This is a genomic window from Sphingobium sp. C100, assembly GCF_000508185.1.
Classification (GTDB): domain Bacteria; phylum Pseudomonadota; class Alphaproteobacteria; order Sphingomonadales; family Sphingomonadaceae; genus Sphingobium.
Genome location: NZ_AYOY01000200.1, coordinates 1 through 21,228 on the forward strand (window position 1 = coordinate 1; position 21,228 = coordinate 21,228).

At 64.9% G+C, this 21,228-nt stretch carries 15 protein-coding genes and 1 pseudogene; 8 read left to right on the top strand and 8 right to left on the bottom strand.

Translation table 11 applies throughout. The features are described 5' to 3' along the window. Positions 1–153: 153 nt before the first annotated feature. Positions 154–1,197 carry a serine hydrolase domain-containing protein gene (locus C100_RS45420; RefSeq protein WP_024021827.1) on the top strand — a complete coding sequence of 348 codons (1,044 nt, stop codon included), beginning with the start codon at positions 154–156 and terminating at the stop codon, positions 1,195–1,197. Positions 1,198–1,213: 16 nt separating this feature from the next. Continuing rightward, positions 1,214–2,728, top strand: coding sequence for a D-alanyl-D-alanine carboxypeptidase/D-alanyl-D-alanine endopeptidase (gene dacB, locus C100_RS45425; protein ID WP_235219144.1), 1,515 nt, complete (start codon positions 1,214–1,216; stop codon positions 2,726–2,728). A gap of 2 nt (positions 2,729–2,730) precedes the next feature. Here the strand turns inward: dacB and C100_RS45430 are convergent, their stop codons facing one another. Further along, complete coding sequence (locus tag C100_RS45430) at positions 2,731–5,109, bottom strand: penicillin acylase family protein (protein ID WP_024021829.1); 2,379 nt, start codon at positions 5,107–5,109, stop codon at positions 2,731–2,733. A 406-nt stretch (positions 5,110–5,515) separates the two neighbouring features. Here C100_RS45430 and C100_RS45435 point away from each other — a divergent pair, with 406 nt between their 5' ends. After that, positions 5,516–8,362: a TonB-dependent receptor plug domain-containing protein gene (locus C100_RS45435; RefSeq protein ID WP_024021830.1), complete on the top strand. Its 2,847-nt coding sequence runs from the start codon at positions 5,516–5,518 to the stop codon at positions 8,360–8,362. Between the two features lie 269 nt (positions 8,363–8,631). Here the strand turns inward: C100_RS45435 and C100_RS45440 are convergent, their stop codons facing one another. Beyond that, positions 8,632–10,278 (bottom strand): N-acyl-D-amino-acid deacylase family protein, encoded by a 1,647-nt coding sequence (locus tag C100_RS45440; RefSeq protein WP_200866599.1) that lies wholly within the window; start codon positions 10,276–10,278, stop codon positions 8,632–8,634. Positions 10,279–10,442: 164 nt separating this feature from the next. On the opposite strand from C100_RS45440, the gene C100_RS45445 reads away from it, so the two are divergent. From C100_RS45445 to C100_RS45460, 4 genes are all read left to right on the top strand, one after another. Then, on the top strand, positions 10,443–11,327 hold the full coding sequence (locus tag C100_RS45445; RefSeq protein ID WP_031310277.1) for a LysR family transcriptional regulator: 885 nt from the start codon (positions 10,443–10,445) through the stop codon (positions 11,325–11,327). A 95-nt stretch (positions 11,328–11,422) separates the two neighbouring features. Next, positions 11,423–12,460 (top strand): N-acetyltransferase DgcN, encoded by a 1,038-nt coding sequence (dgcN, locus tag C100_RS45450; protein WP_024021833.1) that lies wholly within the window; start codon positions 11,423–11,425, stop codon positions 12,458–12,460. A gap of 5 nt (positions 12,461–12,465) precedes the next feature. Then, entirely contained in the window at positions 12,466–13,458 is a 993-nt protein-coding gene (dgcA, locus tag C100_RS45455; RefSeq protein ID WP_024021834.1) for an N-acetyl-D-Glu racemase DgcA, read from the top strand. Between the two features lie 2 nt (positions 13,459–13,460). Next, positions 13,461–14,759 carry a dicarboxylate/amino acid:cation symporter gene (locus C100_RS45460; protein WP_235219145.1) on the top strand — a complete coding sequence of 433 codons (1,299 nt, stop codon included), beginning with the start codon at positions 13,461–13,463 and terminating at the stop codon, positions 14,757–14,759. On the opposite strand, the gene C100_RS45465 is transcribed toward C100_RS45460, so the two are convergent. The 4 genes from C100_RS45465 to C100_RS45480 all read right to left on the bottom strand — a co-directional run bounded on the left by C100_RS45465 (position 14,743) and on the right by C100_RS45480 (position 18,080). Then, on the bottom strand, positions 14,743–16,161 hold the full coding sequence (locus C100_RS45465) for an NAD(P)(+) transhydrogenase (Re/Si-specific) subunit beta (RefSeq protein ID WP_024021836.1): 1,419 nt from the start codon (positions 16,159–16,161) through the stop codon (positions 14,743–14,745). The two genes, C100_RS45460 and C100_RS45465, sit on opposite strands and share 17 nt — an antisense overlap. Beyond that, a complete protein-coding gene (locus tag C100_RS45470) occupies positions 16,161–16,445 on the bottom strand; it encodes an NAD(P) transhydrogenase subunit alpha (protein WP_024021837.1) in 285 nt (94 codons plus the stop codon). Before C100_RS45470 ends, C100_RS45465 begins: the two co-directional genes overlap by 1 nt. A gap of 1 nt (position 16,446) precedes the next feature. After that, entirely contained in the window at positions 16,447–16,812 is a 366-nt protein-coding gene (locus C100_RS45475) for an endonuclease domain-containing protein (protein WP_024021838.1), read from the bottom strand. A 146-nt stretch (positions 16,813–16,958) separates the two neighbouring features. Beyond that, entirely contained in the window at positions 16,959–18,080 is a 1,122-nt protein-coding gene (locus C100_RS45480) for an NAD(P) transhydrogenase subunit alpha (RefSeq protein WP_024021839.1), read from the bottom strand. 439 nt (positions 18,081–18,519) lie between these two features. On the opposite strand from C100_RS45480, the gene C100_RS45485 reads away from it, so the two are divergent. Beyond that, complete coding sequence (locus tag C100_RS45485) at positions 18,520–20,016, top strand: CoA-acylating methylmalonate-semialdehyde dehydrogenase (RefSeq protein ID WP_024021841.1); 1,497 nt, start codon at positions 18,520–18,522, stop codon at positions 20,014–20,016. Between the two features lie 54 nt (positions 20,017–20,070). Here the strand turns inward: C100_RS45485 and C100_RS45490 are convergent, their stop codons facing one another. Together C100_RS45490 and C100_RS0125435 are read right to left on the bottom strand one after the other, a co-directional pair. After that, positions 20,071–20,832 carry an SDR family NAD(P)-dependent oxidoreductase gene (locus C100_RS45490; protein WP_024021842.1) on the bottom strand — a complete coding sequence of 254 codons (762 nt, stop codon included), beginning with the start codon at positions 20,830–20,832 and terminating at the stop codon, positions 20,071–20,073. 13 nt (positions 20,833–20,845) lie between these two features. Continuing rightward, positions 20,846–21,228, bottom strand: a pseudogene (locus C100_RS0125435) (acetyl-CoA C-acetyltransferase); the annotation flags it as partial.

The window sequence follows — 21,228 nt, forward strand, 5'->3', positions numbered from 1 at the left end:
CTGCCCCGCCTGATCGGCGGGGCGGCCGGCGCGATCCAGAAGCAGATCGGTTATGACGGATTTTTCCTCCTGTCCGGCGCGCTGAGCTTCGCCGCCATCTTCTTCCTGCCGATCGTCATGCGCGCCCGGCCAAGGACTGCATAAGGAAAGGCTATGTTGGAACAGATATGCCAGGCCGCCTTCGCCCCGGCGGCAGCGGCGGTGGAGCGCGGCCAGATTCCCGGCGCGACCCTGGGCATCGTCAGCGCCGATGGGCAAAGCGCCGTCCGCTTCGCCGGATCGGCGGCGATCCTGCCGGACCGCGAGGCACTGACCCGCGAGCATTGGTTCGATCTGGCGTCCGTGTCGAAGGTGATCGCCACCACTACCATGATCCTGCAACTGGCCGAGCAGGGTCGTATCGATCTCGACCGGCCGTTGACCGACGCCATTCCTGACCTGCGCCAATATGACGTCGCCAATGCAGCGGAGCGCAAGCTGACCTTCCGCGACTGCCTGGCCCATCGCAGCTTCCTGCCTGCGGTCGAGCCGATCTACACCTATGGCGACGATCCCGCACGGCTGCGCGCCTTCGTCCTTCAGCGCGCATGGCGCCATGGTCCGCCGGTCTATTCGGACATCAACTTCATCCTGCTGGGCATCGCGATCGAGCGCATCACAGGGGCACCCCTGTCCGCCTGGCCGCTGGGCAAAGACCTGTCCTACGGTCCACCACCCGGCCCTGCCGTCGCGACCGAGGCGTGCAGTTGGCGCGGCCGGGTGTTGAAGGGCGAGGTGCATGATGAAAACGCCTTCGCGCTGGGCGGTGCGCCGGGTCACGCCGGTCTTTTCGGCACGGTCGATGGCGTATTGGGATTTGCCCGCACAATGCTCGACGGATCGATATTGTCCCCGGCGATGCTGGCACAGGCGCGAACCGCGCAGGAGGGGCATCGCACCTGCGGCTGGGAGCGGGCCTTTACCGGTTGGTCAGGCGGGCAAACCTGTTCGGCCGAGACGATCGGCCATACCGGTTTCACCGGCACGGGCCTGTGGATCGATTATGAGCGCGGCCTGGCCTGGACACTGCTCACCAACCGCGTCCACCCGACACGCCATGCCGACAGCGGCATCTTCACGCTGCGCCCGGCGGTGGGCGAGGCGCTGATCCAGGCATGGGACAGTGCCAATCCAGGCCGAGTCCCCTCTCACGGTTGAGATCGGGAGCCGGACATTGCCTGAGGTTATGGGACATGCCTGTCACCACCCCTGTCGCACCGGTCTGGTTCCGGTCTATGGTGTCGCCATGCGCACCATTCTGGCCCTGCTCACCCTGGCTCCTGTCATCCTTGCCGCCGCTGCGCCTGATGGGGGCCCGCCCTTCCTGTCGTCATTGGAGCGTCAGTTGGCAGAAGGCCCGGCCGGCACCCGTTACGGCCTGTTGGTTGCTACGCTGGACGGCGACCCGGTGATCGCCATTGCGCCCGATCAGCGCTTCATCCCGGCATCGAACACCAAGATGTTCACCACCGCCACTGCCTATGCCGACCTGCCTGCACTGGACCGGGTTGCGAAGGGCGCCGGCGTGCGGATCGAGCAGGGTGACGTCATCCTCTACGGGCGCGGTGATGCGCGGTTGTCGAGTGCCGCAAATTGCACGATAGATTGCCTCCAAACACTTGCCGACGCGGTCGCCGCCCATAGCCGCCATGCCCGCAATGTGGTGGGCGACGACAGCTGGTTCCCGGATGAACGCTGGGGGCCAGGCATGAGCTGGAACAACATCCAGTCACGCTATGGCACCGCCATTTCGGCGTTGACGCTGGATGATAATGAAGTGACAGGGACGGTGACGCCCGGTTCGGTCGGCCACAGCCCCACGGTCGCGGCATCCCCCTATTATGACATCGACAACCGGATCATGACGGTGCCGGGCAAGGATGACGCAATTGTGGTCGAGCGCGCGCCTTATAGTCGCCGTATCCGCCTGACCGGCACGATCGGCGCGGACGCAGAGCCAGCGATACTCCATTTCAGCATCGACGATCCGGCCCATTATGCCGCATGGCGCCTGCGCGACCTTCTCCGCGCGCGGGGCGTGACGGTTGATGGCGATGTGCTGACGCGCCACCGTCCGTTCAGTCCTGCCGACGATCCCGCCATTCGCAAGGCAACGCCCGCCGCACGGCCGCCCGCACCGGCGATGCTGGCTGAACTCCCCGCCTTGCCGCTGGCGGAGGATATGCGGATCATCAACAAACAGAGTCAAAATCTCCATGCCGACCTGATGCTGCGCCGGGTGTCGCGCGCCGTGGGGAGCGGCTCCATCGCCGACGGACAGGCGGCGCTGCATCGGCTGATGACGCAAGCTGGCGTTGCCGATGGCAGCTACAGTTTTGCAGACGGTTCGGGCATGTCATCCTATAACCGCATGTCCCCGCGCGCCGCCGTGACGTTGCTGAGTTGGATCGCCCACCAGCCATGGGGCATGGCCTGGCGCGAGACCCTGCCGGTAGCGGGACAGGACGGCACGTTGCGCAACCGCTTCAAAGGCACGCTGCTGGAGGGCCGGCTGTTCGCCAAGACCGGCTCGCTCAATGCGTCGCGTGCGCTGTCGGGGTATCTGGTGACGAAGAGCGGCCGGACCTTGGTGTTTTCAGCCCTCGCCAATGACATGCCCGACGGCACGGATGGGCAGGCGAGCGCCACGGTTGACCGGGCGCTCGTCGCCATCGCCGAAGCGCTGTAGAATCAGGCGGGGGTGAGCAGCATCCGCCCGGCGGCGTGCCGTTCCACCGCGTCCCTGCTGAACCAGAGCGGCTGCATCTCTCCAGCCAGCCAGCGCGGGTAAAAGTCACTATACCGAGGCGAGCGCGGGTCGGCAGACTGGCCTGGGAGCAACAGGAAGCGGCTATTGTCCCAGGCGCCGACATCCGCCACCAGCAGATAGCTGGCGCCGTGCGATACCTGATAGCCGCGCTTTGCGTTGAAGCCGCGCGCCATCGGCGTATAGCCATCGCCGCCCGACCGTCCGCCCTCGATCTTCGGGAAGGCGGCGGCGATCCCCGGCAGCGATGACAGCGGATGAGAAATGCTGACCCGGTGCAGGTCGCCCCAGCGCCATTGGGCGGGATCGGCGCCGCCCTGGTCCAGCGCCTTTTTCCAACCCGCCGCCAGCGCCCGGTCGATCAGCGCGTCACGCGCAGCGACCGGATCGGCGCCCAGCCGCTTGTCTGGCGCAGCCAGAATATTCAGCATCTCGAAGAGGTTGACCGAAGGAATGAACGCGCGCGCGGGCGCCGGGACGACGAGGTCACGAAAACCGGCCTGCAATTCAGGCAGGGTCATTTCGTACAGCAGCGCCGCCGCGCTGTCCGCCTCGATCCCGCAATCCCAACGCCGCAACAGCGCCGCTGCCGGCGCGGCCGCTGCCGACGGAGTGGCGGGGATCAGTTTGAGCAGCGCGCGCGCGGGCAAGGATTGTACGTCATGCTGCAACGCGATGCTGTCCTCGATCCGGTGCCGGGGCTGGCTACGCAACACTTCCGAAATGCGGTTGTAGCGGAACGGGTCGCTCCAGCCGAAGCTGATGACCTTTTTGCCATAAGGATAATCAGCCGGCAGGTTCATCTGATTGGCCGAAGCGAACCAGCCTTCCTTCGGATTATAGACATGGGGCATTTCATCGACCGACAGGATGCCGGTCCAGTCGAAATCCCCATCGCCCGGCGCCGGAAACAGGCCGTCATGCCGGGGGCGCTTGGGGGTGAAGCCGATGGTCTGCCAGCCGGTGTTGCCGTCAATATCCGCATAATGAAAATTGGTCGGAGAGGTGTGGATTTTGAACGCTTCGCGCAGCGTCACCCAATCCTTCGCCAGGTTGATCGCGATGATCGCGAAGCGCATGTTCCCGCCGGGCAACATGCTGGTCGTGGCAAACGCTGTGGCGCGCTGCCGCGTCGGGTCCTGCGCGACGACGGGCCGCCCCTGCGCATAGCGCAACGTCACCCGTTCGGCCGGCGCATCCTTGACCGCGATCTCATCCTCGAAGCTTTCGAACCGTTTCCACTGCCCCTCGTGCCAGTAAAGGTCGGGATCGTCCTGCGCGGTGCGCAGGATGAACAGATCGGTCTGGTCGATATGGAAATTGGTCCGGCCGAAGGCGAAGCGGTCGGTATGCCCTTGCATGATGCCCGGCAGGCCCGGCGCGCCTCCACCGATCACGTCGAGCCCCGGCGCAGTCAGATGAACCATATGACGCGGGCTGAAGCCTCCAATCCCCAAATGCGGGTCATTCGCCAGGATCGGTCGACCGGTCGCACTGCGCGCGGCGGCAATGGTCCAGGCGTTGCTGCCCTGCGCGAAACGGTCGGCGCGGCGTTCGGCCGGGTCGAGCTGCGCTTCTTCGATCGCGTCGAAGGGGACGGGGCGAGCGGATGGATTGAGGACGCCCAGATCCGCTTCGCTCACAGCGGCGCAGTCCAGTCCCTCGGGCACGGTGAAGGACCAGGCCGGGCGCAGCGGCGCCATCAGCGCGTCAATCTCCAGCAAACCGAGAGCCTGCATCTGCGCGCGGCGGACTTCATCATCCGCGTCACCCATGCCGATACCGCGGTTTCGGACCAGGTCGCGCACATCCCAGCGCAGCGGTGCGAGCCCCAATATCCCATATTCCAGGGGCATCTGCGCCGGATCCGCTTCCAGCTCGGCGATCCGGGCGTTGACGCCCGCGACATAGCCGCGCGCGCATTCCAGCACGCCGGGCGGCAGTGTCGTCAGTTCCGCATCGATGTCGCCGCGATAATGGAACAGCCGCGCGGCCCGGTCAGCCGCCACGAAGCGCGGACCAAAGGCCTCGGCCATGCGGCCCATGTCGCGCCGATAATCCATGTCGATCTGAAACAGCCGGTCCCGCGCGACCAGATAGCCCTGGCCGAAATAAGCGTCATGCAGCGACTGTGCCCGCACATGCGGCACGCCCAGTTCATCCTCGATGATCTCGATCGGCGCCTTCGCACCTGCCGCGCGTATCTTGAGTTTCTGCCCCTTGATCGACGGTCCTGCCATCAATTTGGTCGGCAGGGCGAGCGCGGCCACAGTAGCCATCAGGAATGCACGACGCTGGATCAACACAGCCTCCCTTGTCGTTGAAATGCAATGCGAGGAGTATCGCAGGGTTGCAGGTGAACCATATAGTAAGCCGACCGCCGCCTATAACCTCGAGCTATCCGGCGGGGCACGGCCCACCTTTCCAGGCCCGCCATTCCGTCAGGCTATACCTTTATACGATCAAAGTAATACCAAATCTATTGACCGGCCGCGACCACCCTGTAACCTCCCCGTAATGGAACCGGTCATCCCGCTGATCTGGCGGGGCGGCACGAGGGCCTGGTGACGGCATGGTGGGGAAAAGTGAAGGCATAATGCCTACCCTGCGGTCATGTGGTGAAGAAAGGGTCGGGCCAGATCGGCGCTCTGAACGCCGCGCACGCCGTAACCGCGTGCGGCTCCACCCTTGGACAAAGGGGGTTTGAATATGCGCAATATCGGAATGATCCATCGGTCCTTTGGTCGTCAGCACGGCCTTGGCCTCGCCATGACTGCCCTGGCCCTTATCCATACGGCACCGGCGTTGGCCCAGGACATGGCCGAGCCCCAGCAGAGCGGCGATACGGCACCTTTTGACCAGATCATCGTCACCGGGACACGCGTCGTGCGCGACGGCTTCCAGTCTCCCACGCCCCTGACGGTCGTGACGCAGCAGGAAATACTCAACCAGTCCCCCACCAACAATATCGCCGACTTCATCAACCAGATACCGGCGCTGGCGGGCAGCACCCGTCCTGCCAATTCGCGTCTGGCGATCAGTTCAGGCCTTGCCGGCATCAACACGATGAACCTGCGCAACCTGGGCGAGGTGCGCACGCTGGTCCTGCTCGACGGCCGCCGCTCGGTGGGGTCCACCATCACCGGCCTGGTCGACATCAACACCTTCCCCCAGTCGCTGATCAAGAATGTGGAGATCGTGACCGGCGGCGCATCGGCCGCCTATGGGTCGGATGCAGTGGCCGGCGTCGTCAACTATGTGCTCGACAAGAAATATACCGGGTTCAAGATGAATGCGGACGTCGGCATCACCGATCGGGGCGACGGGTTCAACTACAGCTTCTCCGGCGCGGCCGGCATGGATTTCGCCGGCGGGCGTGGTCATGTGCTGGTGGCGGGCGAATATGCGCATAAGGACGGCATTTTCGAGGTGGATCGCGGCTGGAACCAGCTGGGCTTCCGCACCCTATCCAACCCGGATTATACCGCGACCAACGGCCAGCCGGCGAACATCGTCGTGCGTGGTGCGGGCACCTGGAACGCCACGCCGGGCAGCATCATCCGGTCGCAGTCCGGCGGCGCCACGGCGCTGCGCGGCACCTATTTCGGCCAGGGCGGCGTTGCCCAGCAATATCAGTTCGGCAGCATCACCGACAGCAGCCAGACGGTGGGCGGCGACTGGCAGATCAACGACACGTCGCGCCGCATCGGCCTGGACGCAACAGACGACCGGCGCGGCGTCTATGGCCGCCTGAGCTATGAGCTGGCGGACTGGATCGAGGTGTTCGCCGAAGGATCCTACAACTGGAACAAGACGCTGTTCAATGCCGGCCCGCAGGCGTCCACCTTCACGCTTCAGTCGGACAATGCCTATCTGATCCAGGCGCTGGGCGCGGATGCGCTGGCGGGTGTCAGCACGGTGACGCTGGGCACCTCGGCGGCCGACCTGCCCTACCGCAAGAATAACAGCACGCGCGAAGTGCAGCGCTATGCACTGGGCGCGGGCGGCGAGTTCGCGATGTTCGGCAAGAAGGCGATCTGGGACGCCTATGCCCAATATGGCCAGACGGACACGCATGAGCAGATTCGCGATATCATGAACAACAGCCGGATGGCGCTTGCCACCGACGCGGTGTTCGCGCCGGACGGATCGATCACGTGCCGTTCGACCCTGACCGATCCGACCAACGGCTGCATCCCGCTCAACCGGCTGGGCATCGGCGTCGCCGATCCTTCAGCCATAGCCTGGGTGATGGGCGACCCCTATCGCGAGCAGAGGTTCAAGCAGACTGTCGCGGGCATCAACCTGTCGATGACGCCCTTCGCCACCTGGGCGGGGGACGTCAGCGCCGCGGTGGGCGGCGAATATCGCAAGGAGGAAGTGTCCGGCTATGTTCCCGAGGAATTCCAATCGGGCTGGTCGGTCGGCAATTTCCGCCCGACCTTCGGCAGCTACAATGTCAAGGAAGCCTATCTGGAAACCGTCGTTCCGCTGGGACTGGGCGCCGAGTTCAATGGCGCGGTGCGCGCCACGGATTATTCGACCTCCGGCTATGTGACGACGTGGAAGGCGGGCCTGACCTGGCAGCCGATCGAGGACATCCGCCTGCGCGGCACGCGGTCGCGCGATATTCGCGCGCCCAATCTCAACGAGCTGTTCCAGTCGGGCACGTCGCGCACCAATACGTTCGGCACCGCATCCGCCTATGGCCAATATGCCGGCGCGACCTTCCGCGAGCTGACCACCGGCAACCGCGATCTGAAGCCTGAAAAAGCCAACACGCTGACGCTGGGCGCGGTTCTGCAACCCCGCTTCCTGCCCGGCTTCTCCTTCTCGGTCGACTGGTTCCGCACCAAGGTGTCCGATGCGATCAGCCAATTCTACGCGGATGACATCGCGCAGCGTTGCACCGAGGGATTCCAGAGCTTCTGCGCGGCGATCGTTGCCGATCCGGAGGGGGTACGCGACTATTTCGTGTCGGCTAGCCCCTTCAACTTCGCCAAGGTCAAGGTGCGCGGCATCGATTATGAGGCCAGCTATCGCGTGCCGCTGGACCAGATTTTCAACGGAAGCAGCAGCGCCCTGACGCTGCGCGGCACGGCGACCAATTATCTGGAGAATCTGATCGACAACGGCATTTCGACGCCGGTCGATACGGTCGGCCAGAATAGTGGCCAGTCGAGCACCCCCGACTGGATCTTCCGCCTGTCGGCAACCTTTGACACGCCCAGCTATTCGGTAACGGCGGTCGGTCGCGGCGTGAGTTCGGGCACCTACAACAACACCTATATCGTCTGCACGTCCGATTGCCCGACCAGCACGGCGGCCAACCCGACGATCAACAGCAACCATATCGACGGCACTTTCTACACCGACCTCAACTTCACCGCGAAGATCAATGTCGGTGGGGCTGACGGCCAGTTGTTCCTGAATGTCACCAACCTGTTCGACACCGATCCGATCCTGTTGCCGGAAACCGGGCTGTCGGCCAACTCGACCTATAGCGACCTGCTGGGCCGCGCCTTCCGCATCGGCGTGCGGTTCAAGACCAACTGACCGAGAACCTATGACGGCAAGGGCGGAGAACCTGATGGTTTTCCGCCCTTTTTTGCTGTTTCCCACCGTGCAAAAGGCGACAGGGGAATAGACAGGTGTAAAGAGGCCGCAATATCATTAGTTAGCTAACTAATGATATTGCGGCCTCTTTACACCTGTCTATTTCGCTGTCGCCTTTTGCACGGTGGGAAACAGCAAAAAAGGGCGGAAAACCATCAGGTTCTCCGCCTGCGGCCTCTTGAAGGTCTTCCGCAGCTTCCGGGCGCTACTCAGTCTGTCGAACACGCCGCCGGCGTAGCCCGCAGCAACGCGCGACCGGCCGTCGCCCCGGTCGCCTGGCTGTCGCTGACCGCCAGTGCGCCGTTCACGAAGAGGCTGGAGACGCCGACGCTCAATTCACGGGGATGGATATAGTCGGCGCGCGGCGCGTAATGCGCGGGATCGATCACGACCACATCGGCATAATAGCCGGGCTTGAGATAGCCGCGATGGTCGATCCTGTAGATGTCCGCCGTCCGTCCGGTCGACTGACGCACGAAGGTCTGGAGGTCGATGACCTTGCGGTCGCGGACATAGCGGACATATTTTTCGGGAAAAGTCGCGAACATGCGCGGATGTCCGTCCGACCCGTCCGACGACGTCACCATCCAGGGCTGTTGCATGAAAAGATCGACGTCGGCCTGCGCCATGTTGAAGGAGGCGACCGCCGTGCCCTTGCCCTTTTTGGCTGGCTCCGTCGCCTCAAGGCTTTGCCGGATGATGCGGAGCGCCGCGTCGCGCGGGTCGAGTTGCCATTGCGCCGCCACCTGCGCCAGCGTCTTGCCGGTCCAGGGGAAGTCCTGCGCGATCAGCAACAGTGCCTTCGGACCGCCGCGCCGACGCAGATTATTCTGCATTTCGTCGCGAATCCGCGCCAGCGTCGCTGGATCGTCCAGCCGCCGCAGAAGCGCCGGTCCGCCCCCGTCCACCGCCCAGCCGGGGAGCAGCGAGGCGTCCAGGCTCGATCCCGAAGCGAGCCAGGGATATTGGTCGGCGGTGACATCCTGCCCGGCGGCGCGCGCGGCATTGATTTGCGCGATAACGGCGGACGCCTGCCCCTGAACATCGACGCCCAGCGCCTTGATATGCGCGAAATGCACCGGCATTCCGGCCTGTTTGCCGATGTCGATCGCTTCGTTCACCGATCCCAACAGGCCGATCGTATAGCTGGATTCGTCGCGCTGATGCGTATCATAGAGGCCACCCCGGATCGCCGCTTCCCGCGCGACTGCGACGACCTCGTCTGTCTTGGCGAAGCTTTGCGGCGCATAGAAAAGGCCGGCGGAAAAACCCGTCGCGCCTTCGCACATGCCCTTGGCGACAAGCGCCTTCATCGCGTCCAGTTCGGCCGCATCGGGGGCGCGGGCATCCTGTCCCAGCACTCGCTGACGCACGGCGCCGAAGCCGACGAAGGGGATGATATTGGTGCCGATGCCCGATGCCTGAAGCTTTGCCGCATCTTCCGCGACATCGGGCGTGCCATAGCCGTCAACGCCGATCACCACCGTGCTGACGCCCTGGTCGAGCCAGGCGGCGTTGACCCGCATCGCTGGGTCGGCCGAGCGAATAAAACTGTCCGCATGGGTATGCGCGTCGATGAAGCCGGGCGCGACGATCATCCCCTTAGCGTCGATCACCCGCGCGGCGGTCATGGGGGCGGTACGTCCGGCATAGACGATCCGGTCGCCCTTCAGCGCCACGTCGCCGACATAAGGCTTGCCCGTGCCGCCATCATAGATGGTCCCGCCCTTGATCAACACGTCCGCCTGCTCCGAGGGCGCCGCCCCACCGGCCGACGCACAGGCCGCCAGGCTGCTCGCCAGCAACAGGGTCCGCAGGGTCTGGCGAAAGCGGGAGGAGGCGGACAAATGGGGCATGAGCACGGATCCTTGCAGGTGAGCCTTATCGGCACCATGGCGCGGATAAGTCGCAGCCGTCCAGAGCCGCTCTGTTGCACGGGTTATAACCCGATGGCATAGTGGGCCAACGCGCCTATGTCGTTGATCGCAAGGACAGGCCGCAGCCAGAGGGACCGACGCCGATGAACCTGCGCCAGATCGAGATTTTCCATGCCGTCTATCTGCATGGAACGGTCAGCGCGGCCGCACGCGCGCTTCACGTTTCGCAGCCGGCCGTGACCAAGGTGCTGCGCCACGCCGAACGCTCGATCGGACTTCCATTGTTCGAGCGGACGAAGGGCAGGCTTGTCCCGACGCAGGACGCCCGCACCCTGTTCGCCGAGGTGTCGGACATTCAGGACCGCGTTCACTCGCTACGCCAGGCAACGCAGAATATGCGGCACGGGCGCGGCGGTCTGCTGCGCATATCCGCGCTCCCTTCGCTGGGGCTGGGCGCCATTCCCGACGCGGTAGCGCGCTTTCTGGGCGGACATGAGGACATCATGTTCGACCTGCAGACGCTGCATCATGATGAAATGGTGCGCAAACTCTATGAGCGTGAGACCGACATCGCGATCAGTTTCGAAGTGCCGCTGTCCGCGCCGGTCGCCCATCAGGTCGTGGGCGAGGGCGAACTGGTCGTGCTGTATCGGGAGGAGGACATGCCCAACGCGCCCAGCCGCCTTCATCTGGAGGAACTGCGCGACCACAAGTTCATCAGCCCGGTGCAGAGCGGGCCGATCGGCCGCGTTCTTTCAAGCGAACTCAAGCGCCTGGACGTCGAGCTGAACGAAGTGGTGTCGGCGCGCACCTATTATATCGCCGCCGCCCTGGTCCGCGCCGGGGTGGGCATGGCGATCGTCGACAATTTCACCGCACACGCCTCACTGGCGACCGGCCTTTCCAACCGGCCGCTCCAGCCCGCCATCGCCTTCGACATCAATGCGGTCTATCTTCAGAACCGGCCGCCATCAAAGACGGCGTCGGAATTTCTGACCCTGTTATCCGAAGTGATCGAAAGCCTATAGCGCAAGGCTATAGCCGATGTGGGCATGGATATTGGGGTTCCTGTCGGCGCGGCGATAAGGTCCGCCCCTCCATTATCATGCAGGTTCGGACATCCATGATCGCCACGCCCTACCTCCTCTATCTTGGCCACAGCAATGACGAGATCGGCATCAAGACCTCGCGCGGGCTGGCGGTGTTCCGCCCCGACATTTGCGTCGGCGAATTTCGCCACGATGATTGCGGCCTGACGCTGGGCCTGCCGCGCATGGACTTCGCCGCCGCACGGGCAGCGGGCGCGCGCACGCTGGTGCTGGGCATCGCCAATGCCGGCGGCACATTGGGCGAGGAACTGGTGCGCGATGCGCTGGCGGCGCTGGAGGCGGGACTGGACATCGCGTCGGGCCTGCACCGGCGGCTGAAGGACGAGCCGCGCCTGGTCGAAGCCGCCGCGCGCCTTGGCCGCACCCTGCATGACGTGCGCGATCCCCGGCCCGACATCCCGGTCGGCAACGGCAAGCGCCGGGCAGGCAAGCGGCTGCTGACCGTCGGCACCGACTGTTCGGTGGGGAAAATGTATACGACGCTCTGCCTCACCAGGGCGCTGCTGGCGCGCGGCGTGCCGGCCGATTTTCGCGCCACCGGCCAGACCGGCATCCTGATCGCAGGCGATGGCGTACCGCTGGACGCAGTGGTTGCCGACTTTATTTCCGGCGCGATCGAGCAGATTTCGCCGGCGCGGCATGATGGCGGCTGGGACTTGATCGAGGGACAGGGTTCGCTGTTCCACCCCTCCTTCGCCGGTGTGTCCACGGGGTTGCTGCACGGCGCGCAACCCGACGCGCTGGTGCTTTGCCATGACCCGATGCGCCAGACCATGCGCGGCCTGCCGCATTTCACCCTGCCGAGCCTCGCCGAATGTCTTGAGGCGAATCTGCGCACGGCGCGGCTCACCAATCCCGACGTCCGGGTGGTGGGGATCGCGCTCAACACGTCGGCGATGAGCGAGGCGGACGCGGTGGCGCTGTGCGCGCGCACGGCCGAGGCGTTCGGCTTGCCCTGTTCCGATCCCTATCGCATGGGTGTGGAGGCGATACTCGACCGGCTACTGGAAACCGATGCCGCGCCGACCACCCCCGCCACGGAGACCGCCTAACCCTCATGCGCCGCAACCTCACCGTCCGGGGCGAAACATTCCCCCTCGCCACCCCTTTTCGCATATCGCGCGGCGTCAAGACCGTAGCGGAGGTCGTCACCGTCACCATATCCGAGGGTGACATGGTGGGTCGCGGCGAATGCGTGCCCTATCCGCGCTATGGCGAGAGCGTCGCGGGAAGCGTGGCGGAGATCGAAGCCGTGCGCGAAGCGATCGAAACGGGAGTGAGCCGGCGCGGACTGCTGGAAATCCTGCCGGCGGGCGCGGCGCGCAATGCGGTCGATTGCGCCCTGTGGGATCTGGAACTGCGGCTGGCCGGCAGCGACATCGCCACGGCACTGGGCATGGACAGGCCGCTGCGCCCCGTCGCCACGGCCATGACCGTGGGGCTGGATACGCCGGACAATATGGCGCTGGCGGCCAGGGCGCTGGCCGATGTGCCGCTCATCAAGGTGAAGGTCGATCGGAATGATCCGGTCGCGCAGCTTCGCGCGGTGCGCGCCTTCGCCCCCGCCCCCCGCCTGATCGTGGATCCCAATGAAAGCTGGACCATCGCCGAGGTCGAGGCGATGCAGGGGCTGGCGGCCGAGTTGCGCATCGACCTGCTGGAACAGCCCCTGCCCGCGTATGAGGATGCCGAACTGAACGGCTTTCGGTCGGTCATTCCCATCGCGGCCGATGAGTCCATCCATGTCGCGGCCGACCTGGATGGCTTGCCCGATGGCTATAGCGTCGTGAATATCAAGCTGGACAAGGCCGGGGGGCTGACCGCAGCGCTCGCCCTGGCCGAAGCGGCGCGCGCCCGTGGCCTTGGCATCATGACCGGGTGCATGATCTGCTCTTCACTTTCGATCGCGCCGGCCTGGGCGATTGCGGCGGACAGTGTTTTTGTCGATCTCGACGGGCCGTTGTGGCTTTCGGCCGACCGGGATGGCGGCGTCACGGGCGACCATGGCTATCTGCTGCCGGCGCGGCCCGGCTTTTGGGGCGGGGTCTGACCGTGGCCGGCGGGCGGGCGACCGGCCCATCGCTGCCGCGCCGGTGGTTCGCCATCCCCCTGTGGCGACGCGTGGTGGGCGGATTGCTCGTCGGCGTGTTGTTGGGCCTGTTCTGGCCCGCCGCTGCGCCGTGGATCGCCTTTGTCGGGGAAGTGTTCGTCCGCCTGATCCGGATGCTGGTGGTCCCCATCGTCTTTGTCTCGATCGCGTCGGGCGTGACGGCGCTGGCCGATCCGCGCCGGCTGGGATCGGTGGGTGGGCGGACGGTGATGCTCTTTGCCGCGACCACCGCCTGCGCCGTGTCGATCGGCATGGCGCTGGGCCTGCTGATCGGTCCCGGCACCGGTGCGGCGCTCGGCGGGGCGGTGCCCCATGCGCTGGGCGAGGCCAAGTCGCTACACGATCAGTTGATCGGGATCGTTCCGGTCAACATCGTTGCCGCGCTGGTCGAGGGGGACATGCTGGCGATCATCTTCTTCGCCATGCTGTTCGGCTTTGGCGTCATCCTGGCGGGGGAGGAAGGGCGGCCGATGGCGGACATGCTCCAGTCGGCCGGGCGCGTGCTGTTCCACCTGGTCCGCATCGTCATGGAAATCACCCCGTTCGGCGTGCTTGCCCTGATCGCCAAGGCGGTGGCGGACAATGGCGTCGCGGTCTTCAACAATATCGGCTGGCTGGCGGTCTGCGTCCTTTTGGGCGTGGTCGCGCAGATCCTGCTGGTGCATCTGCCGCTCATCCGGCTGGTCGCGCGCCTGTCGGTCCGCCGCTTCTTCCGCGCCGCGGTCGATCCGCTGCTCGTCGCCTTTTCCACCGCGTCCTCGGCGGCCACGCTGCCGGTTGCGTTGCGGGTCGCGCAGGAGGAACTGGAGATCGAGCCTGCGATCGCATCGACCGTGCTGCCGATCGGCGCCAGCATCGGCAAGGATGGAACGGCGATGTATGTCGGCCTGCTCAGCATCTTCAGCCTGCAGGCGCTGGGCGTCGAGCCGGATCGGTCGATGCTGGCGATCATGCTGCTGACGGGATCACTGGCCGCATTCGGGACCGCGCCCATCCCGTCCGCCTCGCTCTTCATGCTGGCGGCGGTGCTGTCCGCGGTTGGCATCGCGCCGGAGCACACGGCGCTGGTGGTGGGGTTCGTCCTGCCGTTCGACCGGTTGCTGGACATGACCCGGACGGTCGCGAGCGCGAGCGCGAACCTGACGGTAACCGCCATGGTGGCGCGACAGGAAAAAATGTCCCCGGCCGGAATGACGGACGCCATCCCGGCCGGGGACGATCCGGTCAGTCGAGCGCCTTGACGATTTCCTCGACCATCTTCTTGGCGTCGGCCAGCAGCATCATGGTATTGTCCATGTAGAAGACTTCATTGTCGACGCCGGCATAGCCCGCGCCGCCCATGGAGCGCTTCACGAACAGCACCGATTTCGCGTTGGCTACGTCCAGGATCGGCATCCCGTAGATGGGCGATGTCTTGTCGGTCTTGGCCGCCGGATTGGTGACATCGTTGGCGCCGATGACGAAGGCGACGTCGCACTGGCCGAACTCGCTGTTGATGTCCTCCAACTCGAACACCTCGTCATAGGAGACATTCGCTTCGGCCAGCAGCACGTTCATATGGCCGGGCATACGGCCCGCGACCGGATGGATCGCATATTTGACGCTGACGCCTTCCTTCTTGAGCATGTCGCCCATTTCACGCAGCGCGTGCTGCGCCTGGCTGACCGCCATGCCATAGCCGGGCACGATGATGACGCTGTCGGCCTGTTTCATCAGGAACGCCGCGTCCTCCGCGCTGCCGCGCTTGTAGGGACGGTCGATCGCCGCCGCGCCGCCGCCCGACGGGCCGCTTTCCGTGCCGAAACCGCCGGCGATCACGCTGATGAAGCTGCGGTTCATGGCCCGGCACATGATGTAGCTGAGGATCGCGCCCGAAGAGCCGACCAGCGCGCCGGTGATGATCATCGCGCTGTTGCCGAGCGTGAAGCCCATCGCCGCGGCGGCCCAGCCCGAATAGCTGTTCAGCATCGACACCACGACCGGCATGTCCGCGCCGCCGATCGGGATGATGAGGAGGAAGCCGATGAGGAAGCTGAGCGCCGTCACCGTCCAGAAGATCCACGGGCTTTGGTCGGTTACGAAATAGGCGATGAGGCCCAGGATCGCGGCCAGCGTACCGAGGTTGATGAGATGGCGGCCCGGCAGCATGATCGGCTTGCCCGACATATTGCCGTTCAGCTTCAGGAAGGCGATGATCGAGCCGGAAAAGGTGATCGCGCCGATGGCGACACCCAGCCCCATTTCAACGCGGCTGGCATCGTGGATTTCGCCGGTGGCGAGGTCCAATATGCCAAAGGCGCCCGGATTGAGATAGGCGGCCGCGCCCACCAGCACGGCGGCCAGACCGACGAGCGAATGGAAGGCGGCGACCAGTTGCGGCATCGCGGTCATGGCGATGCGCCGGGCGATGAGGAAGCCGATGCCGCCGCCAATGATGATGGCGCCGATGATTTCCGGCAGGCTGGCGATATCATGGGTGTAGAGCGTCGTGGCGACCGCAATCGCCATGCCGATCATGCCCATGCGGTTGCCGCGACGGCTGGTGGCGGGGCTGGACAGCCCGCGCAGGGCGAGGATGAAGAGGATGCCCGCAATCAGATAGGCGAGCGCGACAAAAGGCGAAACAGGAGCGAGTTCGTGCATTATTTACGCTCCTTCTTCTTGTACATGGCGAGCATCCGTTCAGTGACCGCAAAGCCGCCGAAAATATTGACGCTGGCAAGCACCACGGCCAGCAGGCCCAGATATTTGGCGGCCATGCTGCCCGCTTCGGCCGACGCGACCAGCGCGCCGACGATGATGACGGATGAAATGGCGTTGGTGACCGCCATCAGCGGCGTGTGGAGCGCCGGCGTCACCGACCACACCACATAATAGCCGACGAAACACGCCAGCACGAAAATCGACAGGATGGAGATGAAGTCCATTCTAGTCCTCCCCTAATCTTTGCGTCGCCGCCACCGAAATCGCGGTAACGGCATTGTTCAGTTCGTTCATGATCTCGGTTGCGGGGATGCGCAGGACTGCAAGCCCTCTCGCCGCAAACCAGGCATCGCGCGATGCGTCGCGCTGCGGCGCATTGCCCCGACCATGGGCTTCGCCATCGACCTCAATAATCAGCCGCGCATCGTGGCAGTAGAAATCAGCGATGTATCGGCCCGACCGGTGCTGGCGACGAAACTTCAGCCCCGATGGCTTTTTGCGCAAAGCCTGCCAAAGCAGGACTTCCGGCAGAGACATAGTCTGCCTTAACGCCCGCGCCCTGTCATTGCCTTGGCTGCCCACTTGCAACATCCATCATCCTCCCCTGGAAGGGGAGGGGGCGGGCGAAGGCCGACGGAGGGGTGTCCCGCCATCGACAGGGCGACACCCCTCCACCACCAGCAAGCTGGCGGTCCCCCTCCCCTTAGAGGGGAGGATTTGAAGGACATCAACGCGGGTCACCCCAAAAGCCGTTCGTTGACCACCTTGCCGCCTTGCGTCAGGCGGATGGCGCTTCCGATTTCCTCATCCAGCACTGGCGCATTTTTTTCCTTGTCCCAGAAGGCGGACAGGAAATTATAGAGATTGCGCGAGAAGAGGGCCGAGGTGTCGGCGGCGAGGCGCGAGGGCACATTGCGGTGGCCCACGATCCTGACGCCGTGGCGTTCGACGACTTCGCCGGGAACCGCGCCTTCAACATTGCCGCCCTGCTCCACCGCCAGATCGACAATGATGCTGCCCGGTTTCATGGTCGCAAGTTGGGCGTCGGAGATAAGGCGCGGCGCGGGGCGACCGGGGATCAGCGCCGTCGTGATGACGATGTCCTGCTTGGCGATGTGGCCGGAGACGAGTTCGGCCTGCGCCGCCTTATACTCCTCGGACATTTCGGTGGCATAGCCGCCCTTGCCCTCGCCTTCGATACCAGCGACATGTTCGACGAAGATCGCCTTGGCGCCGAGGGATTCAATCTGTTCCTTCGTTGCGGCGCGGACGTCGGTGGCGCTGACCTGCGCGCCCAGGCGCTTGGCCGTGGCGATGGCCTGCAAGCCCGCGACGCCAACGCCCATGACAAAGACCTTCGCCGCCGATACGGTGCCGGCCGCCGTCATCATCATCGGGAAGGCGCGGCCATATTCATAGGCTGCGTCCAGCACCGCCTTGTAGCCCGACAGGTTCGATTGGGACGATAATATGTCCATCGACTGGGCGCGGGTGATGCGCGGCATGAATTCCATGGCGAGCGCTTCCCACCCGGCGGCGGCATAGGCGTCGATCCGCTCCCGCTCGCCAAAGGGATTGAGGCTTGCAACGATCCAGGCGCCAGGCTTCGCGCCGGCCAGGCTGTCGGGCGCTGGCCCCTGCACGCCCAGGATGATGTCGGCGCCCGCCACCGTTTGCGCACGGTCGGCGACAGCCGCCCCGGCCGTGATGTAATCGGCGTCAGCAATGGATGCGGTAACGCCAGCACCCGCCTCGACCGCCAAATCTGCTCCCAAAGCCATGAATTTCTTGACCGTTTCCGGCGTTGCGGCGACCCGGCGCTCGCCGGCCGCCTGCTCCTTGACCACTGCGATTTTCAATATTGCCTCTCCCTTTCCATGCCCCTCACCGCGCTGGACCGCTGCCCCTTGCGCATGAAATGGCTTAGCCTCGTCGCTGAATCATATGCTCCGGTCGAAGACGCGCGATCCTTGCGCGACCAGCGCGGCCGCTTCCTGCCGACATCCCATCCATCACGCCCCTCCAAGCTGACGCTGCCGCTCTATTTCTGTCCTGTAGCACGCACAAGGCGCATGATCAGTAAGGTTTCTATCATCCTCTAAGCAATATCTATATCATCCCATGGTGCCACTTGCCGGAAGCCGTGCGGCACGGGCCAGCGACGCCCGGTCATGCCAACAGGCGTATCTGTTCGGCATTTTTGCACAGACCCTTGGCAAATTGTCGAGTTCCCCTGCTGTTTTGCATCGACTAGATAGCGCAGCAGCAAGCACCCAGAATGGATCAAGGAGAGAAGCCATGCGCAGGATCAGCCACTTTATCGACGGCGCCGCCGTGTCCGAACCGGGCCGGCTGGGCGACGTCTACGCCCCCACCATCGGGGAGGTGCAGGCGCAGGTGGAATTGGCCGAGGTCGGGATGCTGGACCGCGCCGTCGCGAGCGCCAAGGCGGCGCAGGTCGGATGGGCAGCGACCAACCCGCAGCGCCGCGCGCGCGTCATGTTCGCCTACAAGGCGTTGATCGAACAGCATATGGACGAACTGGCCGAGCTGCTGTCGTCGGAACATGGCAAGGTGGTTTCCGACGCGAAGGGCGATGTCCAGCGCGGCCTGGAAGTGGTGGAATTCGCCTGTGGCGTGCCGCATCTGATGAAGGGCGAATATACCGAAGGCGCAGGCCCCGGCATCGACGTCTATTCGATGCGCCAGCCGCTGGGCGTGGTGGCGGGCATCACCCCGTTCAACTTCCCCGCGATGATCCCGCTGTGGATGTCGTCGGTCGCGATCGCCTGCGGCAACGCCTTCATCCTCAAGCCGTCCGAACGCGACCCGTCGGTGCCGGTGCGCCTGGCCGAACTGATGATCGAGGCCGGGCTGCCCAAGGGCGTTTTGAACGTCGTCCACGGCGACAAGGTGATTGTGGACGCGATCTGCGACCATCCCGACATCAAGGCGGTGAGCTTCGTCGGGTCATCCGACATCGCCAACTATGTCTATCAGCGCGCCGCCGCGAACGGCAAGCGCGCCCAGTGCATGGGTGGCGCGAAGAATCACGGCATCGTCCTGCCCGACGCGGATCTGGACCAGACCGTCGCCGACATGCTGGGCGCGGCCTATGGGTCGGCGGGCGAACGCTGCATGGCCTTGCCGGTGGTGGTGCCGGTGGGCGAGCAGACGGCCGAAACGCTGCGCGCCAAGCTGATCGAGGGGATCGAGACGCTGAAGGTGGGTGTGTCCACCGATGCCGACGCTCATTATGGGCCGGTGGTCAGCGCCCAGCACAAGGCGCGGATCGAGGATTATATCCAGATGGCGGTCGATGAGGGGTCCGAACTGGTGGTCGATGGCCGGGGCTTCTCGCTCCAGGGCTATGAGGACGGCTATTTCCTTGCGCCGACATTCCTCGACCGGGTCACGCCGGACATGAAAAGCTATCAGGAGGAGATTTTCGGGCCGGTGCTCCAGATGGTGCGCGCCGAAACCTTCGAGGAAGCGGTGAACCTGGCCACCCAGCATCAATATGGTAATGGCGTCGCGCTGTTCACCCGCAATGGCGATGCCGCCCGCCGCTTCGCCAGCACGGTCGAGGTCGGCATGGTCGGCATCAATGTGCCGATCCCGGTGCCGGTCGCCTATCACAGCTTTGGCGGCTGGAAGCGCTCCGGCTTTGGCGACATGGACCAATATGGGATGGACGGCATCCGCTTCTACACCCGGCTCAAGAAAGTCACCCAGCGCTGGCCGAGCGGCGGGTCGGTGGTCGACCAGAGCTTCGTCATCCCGACGATGAAATAGGATGGGGCGAAGGGCGGCGCGGATTACCGCCCTTCGCTGTTCCGGCAAGGCTGTTCAGCGCGGCGCCATGCGGATGGCGCCGTCGAGGCGGATGACCTCTCCATTCAGCATCGGGTTGCGGATGATGGCGTCGACCAGCTGCGCATATTCGGCCGGGTTGCCGAGCCGGCTGGGATGGGGCACCTGCGCGCCAAGCGCATCCTGCACCGCCTGGGGAAAGCCCTCTACCATCGGGGTGAGGAAAATGCCTGGCGCGATGGTCATGACGCGGATCTTGTGCTGGGCAAGGTCGCGGGCGATCGGCAGGGTCATGCCGACGACACCGCCCTTTGACGCGGCATAGGCGGCCTGGCCGATCTGGCCGTCATAGGCGGCGACCGATGCCGTATTGACGATGACGCCGCGTTCGCCGTCCGCTTCCGGCGCCGTGGCGGCGCGGGCGGCGAATTTCGAGATGACGTTGAAGCTGCCGATCAGATTGATCTCGATCGTCTTGCGATAGAGGTCGAGCGGATGGGGCGCATTGTCTTTGCCCACCGTCTTTGCCGCCGGGGCGATGCCGGCGCAGTTGACGAGGATGCGGGCGACGCCATGCGCCTTTTCCGCCGCATCGATGCCGGCCGCGACGCTGGCGTCATCGGCAACATCGACAGCGAAATGGACAGCGCCAAGCGCTTGCGCGGTCGCGCTGGCGGCTTCTTCATTCAGGTCGAAGATCGCGACCTTCGCGCCGTTGGCGGCCAGCATCTGCGCGGTCGCCTTGCCCAGGCCCGATGCGCCGCCGGTGACGATGGCGGCGATGTTCTTCATGTCCATATGCTATCCCCCTTCAGACCAGTTCGACGGCCATTGCGGTGGCTTCGCCGCCACCGATGCAGAGGCTGGCGAGGCCGCGTTTGAGCCCGCGATTTTCGAGCGCCGCGATCAGGGTGGCGAGGATGCGCGCGCCCGATGCGCCGATAGGGTGGCCGAGCGCGGTGGCCCCGCCATTGACGTTCAGCTTGTCGGCCGGAATGTTCAGCTCCTTCGCCGCGATCATGGCGACGACGGCGAAGGCTTCATTAACTTCGAACAGATCGACATCATCGACCGACCAGCCCGCCTTTTCCAGCGCCTTGCGCATGGCGGGGACCGGCGCGGTGGTGAATTTTGCGGGCTCATGGGCGTGTGCGGCGGTGGCGACGACGCGCGCGACGACCGGCAGGCCCAGCC